The following is a 7,831-nucleotide window of genomic DNA, read 5'->3' on the forward strand; positions in this document are numbered from 1 at the left end:
TTCCTCGCCTGATATGTAGAGGACCCTGTTGCCGTTTTTTGCCATTTCGGCGCAGACCTGAAGCAACAGCGTCGACTTGCCTACACCCGGCTCTCCCCCCAAAAGCGTAACTCCGCCCCGCACCCATCCGCCGCCGAGTACGCGGTCAAGCTCCCCGATGCCTGAGGGTATACGTTCCTGCTCAGCCACGTCGAGTCCGCAAATCGGATGAGCCGTCCCCGACGCAAGCGGCACGCCCTGTCCGGTCATAATGACGGGGGCCTCTTCTTCAATGCAGCCCCATACGCCGCACTTAGGGCATCTGCCCACCATCGTAAGGCTTACATAGCCGCACTCGGAACACCGGAACCGGCTGACTTCCTTTTTTGCCATAGCAATATGCCCTATTCCCCTGCGTCGGGCTTATAGCAGGGTCCGAGCCCGCGAGCATAGAGTATGCCGCATGCCTCATAAAGGCTGTATTTTGTAAGAAGGATCGGAATGCCCGCCTCTTTTGCAAGACCGACAGTCTCTTCAAGCGGGATCTTTCCCCTTACGAAGACGACGGCGGGCATGTCAAGCATCTGCGCGATCCTGACTACCTGCGCGTTTGTAAGCCCCGTCAGGAGCAGTGAGCCCGGTGAACAGAAGGCAAGCACGTCGCTCATCAGGTCAGATGCATAGGCGTTAGACACTGTTTTTTCATCAGATCCGCCGCCGGCGCTTATATTCCCGGCGCCAAGCAATTCCGCGATCTCGCGTAAAGTCATTATGATCGCCCTCTCCTTAAAAATTTAACTGAAAATTACCTTATCGCCTAAAGAATAACAAAGAAAACCTTTTAATACAAGTGCATCATTGGCACACCGGCCTATAAAGAGTAATATAGGATACGCATCGCGAGAGGAAGTGGCTTTTGTATTATGTTTGCTTTTTACGCAGCGGCTTTCCTGACGCTCGGCGCGTTCGTAGCAGCCGGGACCCTGATGGGCGGCGGAAGCTCCGGCAGCAGAGACTATAACCTCGGCGGACGAAGTTCCTCTTCGGCCGGTGTGGCGGGCATACTGCTCGGCGCCTTGGTAGGCGGGGCCTCTACCGTAGGCACGGTCCAGATGGCCTACAGCAGCGGCATGACGGCAGTGTGGTTCACTCTGGGCGGGGGGATAGGATGTCTGCTGCTGGGTCTCCGCTTTGCCGTTCCCGTGAGAAATTCCGGGATAACTACGGTAGCCGATTACCTTGCCGGAAGTTACGGGGGCAGAGACAGCTTTTACGGCAGCGCCGTCTCTTTCACCGCCACTATTTCATCCTCGGTCGGCACGTTTATATCGATATGCGCACAATTCCTCTCCTGCATAGCCATGCTCCGCGGCATTTTCCCGCTGTCCGCATGGAGCGCGGCCCTGCTTGCCGCACTGTCTGTCCTCGGCTTCATAGCCGCCGGAGGCATGAAAAGTTACAGCACGCTTGGCAAAGCAAAGATACTTCTTCTTTATATCGTGCTTTTGATTTGCGTCGGAGGAACTTTTTACCGAGGCAACACCTTTGCATCCGTCGCATCCGCGCTCCCGCTGCATCCGTGGTTCAACCCGTTCGGGCGCGGATTCTTCACCGAACTTGGCTACCTTGCCTCGATGGTCGTCGGCGTCTTTACGACCCAGATATATATACAGTCCCTTGCCGCGGCAAAGGACGCGAGGACAGCAAGGAACGGGGCGTTCGCCTCGGCCGTTCTGATGCCGCCGATGGGTCTGCTGGGGACTTGGATAGGACTCTCCGTCCGCGCACGCGGTATAGATATGCTTCCTGAGAAGGTCCTGCCGTGGTTTATTATGGACACGTTCCCGCCGGTTATAGGCGGGCTTATATGGGGCGGGATACTTATAACGGTCATAGGCTGTGCAGCGGGGCTGATTCTGGGGATCTCCACAAACATAGCGAAGAACCTGATCCCGCGGAGCTTTATGGAAAGGCATCGGGACTGCGAGATCACCGTACAGAGGGGGCTAGCCGGCGCCATAGTTGCGCTCGCGGCCATATCCGGCGTAGGCGGAGCCGGTTCCATGATACTTGAATGGAGTTATCTCAGCATGGGTCTGAGAGGGGCCGGAACTTTCCTGCCGTTTGTCATAGCGGTGCTGAGACCCGGAGCCCTTTCCCCGGCATGGGCGCTTGCCTCAAGTGCAGGAGGGCTCGCCGGCACCCTGGGATGGGTCTTCACAGGATCGCCGGGCGACCCGCTCTTCGCCGGACTGTTCGTATCCGGCGTGTGCGTTGTTTGCGGCATGATAAGGAAGCCGCGGTAAGGTCAGGGCAGACGGCCAAGGAGCCGGTCAAACAGCCGGAAAACAATTGCAGGAGCAAGGCGGAAGAAACATTAAAGATCAGTCATCCGATGCCGCCACGCCTTAACAGCTTGCCCAGCCGTCCCTGCGATCGCTTCCTGAGGCATGCCTTAGCCGCAGTCCTCTATTCTTCTAAAGAACTATCTCTTGTATCCTATGATATTGCGCAGAAGATTTATGCGCCACTTTTTGCCGTTATCGTCCTCTACGCCGACGGTCTTGGAGCCGTCGATCACTCCGATCACTCCCCTGCCCTGTTCCGTCTCGGCTACAAGTACCTCAAGGGGATTCGCTGTGGCGGCGAAAACACGACAGACCTCCTGCAGGTCTTTTATCCGGCCAAGCACGTTGATTGGATAGCCGTTACGCAGCATAACGACGAACACGTGGCCTGCGTTGATTTTTTTTGCATTCCTTATAGCGGCCAGGATGAGATCTTCCATGTTCCCGTCATATCTTATGAGACAGTCGCCGGACGCCTCACAGAAGGCGATGCCAAACTCAAGCGCCAGCGCCGACGTCACAAGCGCCTCGTACATATCCTCAACGGTCTTTATGAAGTGGCTCTGCCCGATTATTACGTTACAGTCCTCCGGTATATCTATCCGGACTATGTCTGTTTTAAAATCCCCGGTCATAAAAGTGCACCTCCGTCTGTTATATTTATACCTTTCCGGACAGTATAGCAAAAAATCAGGACATTGCAGTCCTGATTTTTTGCTCCCATTGCTGTCAATTTAACGCAGCATGCTTAAAGTGGTCAAACTATTTACGTTTGAGTTCGGCAATAACTGCGTCCGTAATATCGATCCCTCCGTAGAATACGGCGTCCTTGTCAACGACTACGGTGATCTTCTTGGCGTTCGCCACCGTGCGTATCGCGAGGTTGATGTCCTTGAAGATCGGCTCCATGAGCTTTGCCTCTTCCTTTGCAAGTTCCTGGCGCTTTGTCTGGTAGATCTGGGACTTTTTCTTGTCGTCTGATTCCTTGTCGATCGCGGCTTTGGTCTCTTTCTGCTTGCTATCGGCCATATCCTTGATCTGCTTCTGCACCTGCTGGAATTTAGGGTGCTGGAACATGATCTTCTGAGGACTGACACAGCCTATAACATCCTGCGCAAAGGCAGCTCCGGCTGCCGCAAAGGAGAACATCAGCGCTAAAATCAGGCATGCTGCCATTTTTTTGGTTAGAAACATATTACACACTACCCCCTCAAGATTAAAAACCGACGTTGCTTAATAAGTTAATCAGTGAATTTTACATGTCAGTAATCTCCAAGTCCACGTATAATTGCGGAATAAGGCACAATAGATACCTCTCCGGGCGGTGATTTTATATGGAATGTCTCGCTACATTCGACACTACGCACATGGCTCTGTTTTTCGAAAAATCCTGCCGCAGCGCAGGCCTTGACGTCCGCATCATCCCGGTGCCGCGGCAGCTCTCGGCAAGCTGCGGGCTGGCGTGCAGCTATCCGTGCGACAAAGAGGAGATGGTCCGGGCCATCGTCCTGAAAAAAGGCATCGAGGTCACAGATTATCACAGGCTATAAGATCATTCCTCCGGATCATCCGGCGGTTCTTCATCGTTAAAGTATTTATGCCAGAATAAGAAGGTAAGGAGCCTCCACAGCAGATATCCCCCGCAGACGACCGCAATGCTGATCCAAACCATATCCATCAAGCCAAAACCGGCAGCGCGCACAGCAGCCTCTCCGCTGCCGCGCAATTCCGCATGTCCCGGCCCGAACCACTTCCAGGCCCAGAACATCAGGAATAGGACCGCCGCGGCAGTCAATATCCTGTTGATGGTTTTGTTCGGTATGTTGTCAAAATCCATAATTTGTCCGTCAGCCCAGGAGAGGCTATCTCCTTTCTATTGAAGATGGGGAAGACGAGCCAAAACTCGTCCTTGAGGATTTTTTTATACATATTTTTTATCACCTTTTGTATTTTACCACCAATACTACTGCATGAATGTATAATATACACTATGTCAAAGGACAGACTAACTCCGCCGCAAAAAATAATAGCATCCATCTTCGCCGTTATGGTGTTGCTCTCATTCGTATTCATCGGCTACCGGATAGCGACAAAATCGGCTTACAATGCGCATGAGGCAAAACAGTGCCGCCTGCTGGCGGTATCTGCGGTCAGGACGCTTGCGGAAAAAACAAATGATATGCCTGATATGTGGAGCCGGATAGGCTCGGGAGATATAACTCTCATCATCGACCACAAGACTATGCCGGGCAACTGGGTACTGGAAGTCACCGCAAAACAAACAAGTGATTGCATATATTTGAGATCCTCGGCCGGTTCGGGGTGGAATTCAAGAAGCCCGCAAAAGGCTGTAATAGAAGCAAAAATATTCAAAGGCAAAAATGCAGTAAACATAGTATACGACAACAGCGCCGCCGCGGCGACCGCGGCGGAAATCAGCAAAGCGATAAATACCAAGAGCGATAAAAGGGTCCTCTTCAGGTTCCCCGACGAGCTGAAAATATGCCCCGTACCCATTTACGCAGCTGTTTCAAGCTACTTTGGACCGGACGGGGACAGCACCTTTATCATACTTAGTCCGGCAGACTGAAAATTTACCTTAAATGCGAGGGCCGCAGCAAATCGATCGGGTGCCGGGACCGCACGTAAAACTGCAGCCGGCGGATCGATCAGCTTTAATACCCAAGATCCTCCCCTGCTATGATAACGTGGCACTCACGGCCCATCGGCGGACGCTCCATCATCATTACGATACGGCAAACGCGCCCCGGACTGCTGCAGTTTATGCAGTGCCCGACGGAACCGCATGGCGCATCTCCATCGAGGCGGATGACGTTCGGAGGTGTCGCCTTGTCCCTCACACGCCTTAGAGCCGAGGCTGTATCCGGTGCGAGTTTGTTTATCCCTGCGATGATCAGCAGCTTTCCAGGGGCCCACGACATCGCTCCGATCCTGTTGCCCGATCCGTCGATGTTGACGAACACACCCTCATCCACAGAGAGGGCATTCGTGCTCGTTACAAACCAGTCTGATGTGAGCTGTTCCATGAACCTGCCCGGCATGTCCTCCGGTTTCAGATCAGGATCCCAGTGGACCGCCACCTTAGAGCCGCGCTCCTCCAGAGCCGGTATCAAACCTATCTCGCGTATCGTGACAGTCCCAGGGACCCCCACACTGGCGCCCTTCGGTATGAGCTTCAGCGCGGCATCGAGCGCCCCCTTTCCGTCCGGCACATACTGCGCATTAAAACCATGTGAGTTGAGCACCCTGCAGACTGTCCGTCCGAGCACTTCGTAACTTTTCTTCCTGGCCTCTGTCATATCCACCATATATAACGCCCCTTCCGGTCTTAACTTTAAAGAGATCTTACGCTACAATCATACCGTTTCCACAGGCAAAGGTCTATGTTTTTCATCGCTGCCGCAGCCGTAAAACGGCGGGAACACGAGGGGGCAACGCTTTGGCATATCGTGAGGATCTCAAAACTGCTAAAAAAGAAACAGCGATAGTCCTGGGGCTTTACGTGCTTTTTTTTGTCTGGTGGTATGTGACCGCATACGGGTTCGGCAATGACCCGTCGGAATACAGATACGTCTTCGGGTTTCCCGAGTGGTTCTTCTACAGCTGTATAGCCGGCTACGCAGGCATTTCGATCCTGCTTTGGATAATTGTAAGGCTCTTCTTCAAGGACCTGCCTATCGACGGGGAGGAGACAAGCGATGACTGATCGTGTTCAGATGGTGATCCCCCTGATCCTCTACTTAGTCTTCATCATGGGGATCGCAGTATGGGGCAGCAGCATTTCCAATAAAAAAAAGGATACGTCCGGATTCATGGAGGAATACTTCATCGGCAGCCGTTCTATGGGCGGCTTTGTGCTCGCCATGGCCATAATCACGACCTACACAAGCGCAAGCAGCTTCATAGGCGGGCCCGGCGTGGCCTACAAGGTCGGGCTGGGCTGGATCCTTCTCTCTATGATACAGGTCCCTACAGCGTTCCTTACTCTTGGTGTCCTCGGGACCCGTTTTGCCATAATTGCAAGACGGACCAAATCAGTTACTATAACGGACTTTCTTCGCGCGCGTTACCACAGCGATATCGTAGTTATATTCGCCTCGGTCGCGCTTCTTGTCTTTTTTATGGCTTCCATGCTCGCGCAGTTCATCGGCGGAGCCCGGCTCTTTGAGTCTGTTACCGGCTATTCTTATCAGACCGGGCTGCTCATATTCGGGCTCACTGTGATCATCTACACCACGGTCGGCGGTTTCCGTGCCGTCGTGCTGACCGATATGATACAGGGACTGATGATGCTCTTCGCCTCTGTCGCGATATTGGCAGCAGTCATAACAGCAGGCGGAGGCGTTGCCCGCATAATGTCAACGCTGAAGTCTATAGACCCCGCGCTTATCACACCCAGCGGAGCAGGGGGCGCCATCCCAAAGCCGTTCATACTTTCTTTCTGGGTACTGGTCGGCTTCGGCATACTCGGCCTTCCGCAGACGACTCAAAAGTGTCTCGGCTACAGGGATTCAAAGTCGATGCATAACGCGATGATAATAGGCACATTTGTCGTTGGCTTCACGATGCTCTCCATGCACCTCGTAGGAGCGATGGGGCGTGCCGTGCTGCCGGACATAGAGGTCGGAGACCTCGCTGTCCCAACTCTGACGCTGCGCCTTCTGTCGCCCTTCTGGGCCGGCATATTCATAGCGGGGCCGTTGGCAGCGATCATGTCCACCGTAGACTCCATGCTCATAATGTGCTCCGCCGCAATAGTAAAAGACCTATATTTTTATTACATAGCCAAGAACGACACCTCGCTGCTCACGCCGAGAAAAGTGCGCAGGATGAGCCTGGCGGTAACCAGCATAGTGGGTATCCTGGTGTTCTTTGCCGCAATGAAGCCGCCGTCCCTTTTGGTCTGGATAAACCTCTTCGCGTTCGGCGGACTTGAGGCCGTTTTTTTCTGCCCGACTATATTCGGCTTATATTGGAAACGCGCGAACTCCACAGGGGCGATTATGTCTATGGCTGCCGGATCCGCCTCTTTTTTCTGGTTCAACATAACAAAGACGAGCATTGGAGGGACAACAGCTATAGTCCCTGCTTTGTCGATCGCAGCCGCTTTGTTCATAGCCGGAAGTTTAATTGGAAGGCAGGAAGACCCTGAAGTACTGAAGATTTTTGATCTCTGAGGGGCTTATATCCGGAGGCTGACTTCCGTCGGCCTCCAGTCCTTTTTTCATTGTCTTTTTAACTCAACTTTCCCACCTCTTGCTACTAGTGGATTCAAAACCTCTGTTTTTCGTCTTCTCTGTATGTTATTTAGCGGAGAACCGGTGGCTCTAAAATATTGAAGTCGCTCGTATCATACCAACATACTGGGTTCCCGATCTCGAAACGCACTCGAAATAGTTCAGTCACTATGGTGATTTGTTATGTCCCTCTTTCGAGGAACAGTGTCCTTCCTGATCAAAAGCATGCGGGAAAGACGGTGGGAA

Annotated in this window: 11 protein-coding genes; 5 read left to right on the plus strand and 6 right to left on the minus strand. The window is 53.0% G+C overall.

Features of this window, described 5'->3' with window-relative positions:
- A partial coding sequence (locus LLF78_01980; GenBank protein MCE5201269.1) for an AAA family ATPase occupies nucleotides 1–372 on the minus strand: 372 nt, incomplete at its 3' end.
- An 11-nt stretch (nucleotides 373–383) separates the two neighbouring features.
- Nucleotides 384–749 carry a transcriptional regulator gene (locus LLF78_01985; protein ID MCE5201270.1) on the minus strand — a complete coding sequence of 122 codons (366 nt, stop codon included), beginning with the start codon at nucleotides 747–749 and terminating at the stop codon, nucleotides 384–386.
- A gap of 153 nt (nucleotides 750–902) precedes the next feature.
- Between LLF78_01985 and LLF78_01990 the strand changes: the two genes are divergently transcribed.
- On the plus strand, nucleotides 903–2,285 hold the full coding sequence (locus LLF78_01990) for a sodium:solute symporter family protein (protein ID MCE5201271.1): 1,383 nt from the start codon (nucleotides 903–905) through the stop codon (nucleotides 2,283–2,285).
- Nucleotides 2,286–2,464: 179 nt separating this feature from the next.
- On the opposite strand, the gene LLF78_01995 is transcribed toward LLF78_01990, so the two are convergent.
- Entirely contained in the window at nucleotides 2,465–2,962 is a 498-nt protein-coding gene (locus LLF78_01995; protein MCE5201272.1) for an adenosine-specific kinase, read from the minus strand.
- Between the two features lie 127 nt (nucleotides 2,963–3,089).
- Nucleotides 3,090–3,521, minus strand: coding sequence for an OmpH family outer membrane protein (locus LLF78_02000; protein ID MCE5201273.1), 432 nt, complete (start codon nucleotides 3,519–3,521; stop codon nucleotides 3,090–3,092).
- Between the two features lie 140 nt (nucleotides 3,522–3,661).
- Between LLF78_02000 and LLF78_02005 the strand changes: the two genes are divergently transcribed.
- Nucleotides 3,662–3,877, plus strand: coding sequence for a DUF3343 domain-containing protein (locus tag LLF78_02005; GenBank protein MCE5201274.1), 216 nt, complete (start codon nucleotides 3,662–3,664; stop codon nucleotides 3,875–3,877).
- A gap of 2 nt (nucleotides 3,878–3,879) precedes the next feature.
- On the opposite strand, the gene LLF78_02010 is transcribed toward LLF78_02005, so the two are convergent.
- Nucleotides 3,880–4,164 carry a hypothetical protein gene (locus tag LLF78_02010; protein MCE5201275.1) on the minus strand — a complete coding sequence of 95 codons (285 nt, stop codon included), beginning with the start codon at nucleotides 4,162–4,164 and terminating at the stop codon, nucleotides 3,880–3,882.
- Between the two features lie 153 nt (nucleotides 4,165–4,317).
- Here LLF78_02010 and LLF78_02015 point away from each other — a divergent pair, with 153 nt between their 5' ends.
- On the plus strand, nucleotides 4,318–4,917 hold the full coding sequence (locus tag LLF78_02015; protein MCE5201276.1) for a hypothetical protein: 600 nt from the start codon (nucleotides 4,318–4,320) through the stop codon (nucleotides 4,915–4,917).
- A gap of 85 nt (nucleotides 4,918–5,002) precedes the next feature.
- Here the strand turns inward: LLF78_02015 and LLF78_02020 are convergent, their stop codons facing one another.
- A complete protein-coding gene (locus LLF78_02020; GenBank protein MCE5201277.1) occupies nucleotides 5,003–5,656 on the minus strand; it encodes a lactate utilization protein in 654 nt (217 codons plus the stop codon).
- 131 nt (nucleotides 5,657–5,787) lie between these two features.
- Between LLF78_02020 and LLF78_02025 the strand changes: the two genes are divergently transcribed.
- Both LLF78_02025 and panF read left to right on the plus strand, forming a co-directional pair.
- Nucleotides 5,788–6,054: a YhdT family protein gene (locus LLF78_02025; protein ID MCE5201278.1), complete on the plus strand. Its 267-nt coding sequence runs from the start codon at nucleotides 5,788–5,790 to the stop codon at nucleotides 6,052–6,054.
- Complete coding sequence (panF, locus tag LLF78_02030) at nucleotides 6,047–7,525, plus strand: sodium/pantothenate symporter (GenBank protein ID MCE5201279.1); 1,479 nt, start codon at nucleotides 6,047–6,049, stop codon at nucleotides 7,523–7,525. The genes LLF78_02025 and panF overlap by 8 nt, the downstream gene beginning before the upstream one ends.
- The last annotated feature ends 306 nt before the right edge of the window (nucleotides 7,526–7,831 follow it).

The organism is Synergistaceae bacterium (assembly GCA_021372895.1).
In the GTDB taxonomy this organism is placed as follows: domain Bacteria; phylum Synergistota; class Synergistia; order Synergistales; family Synergistaceae; genus JAJFTP01.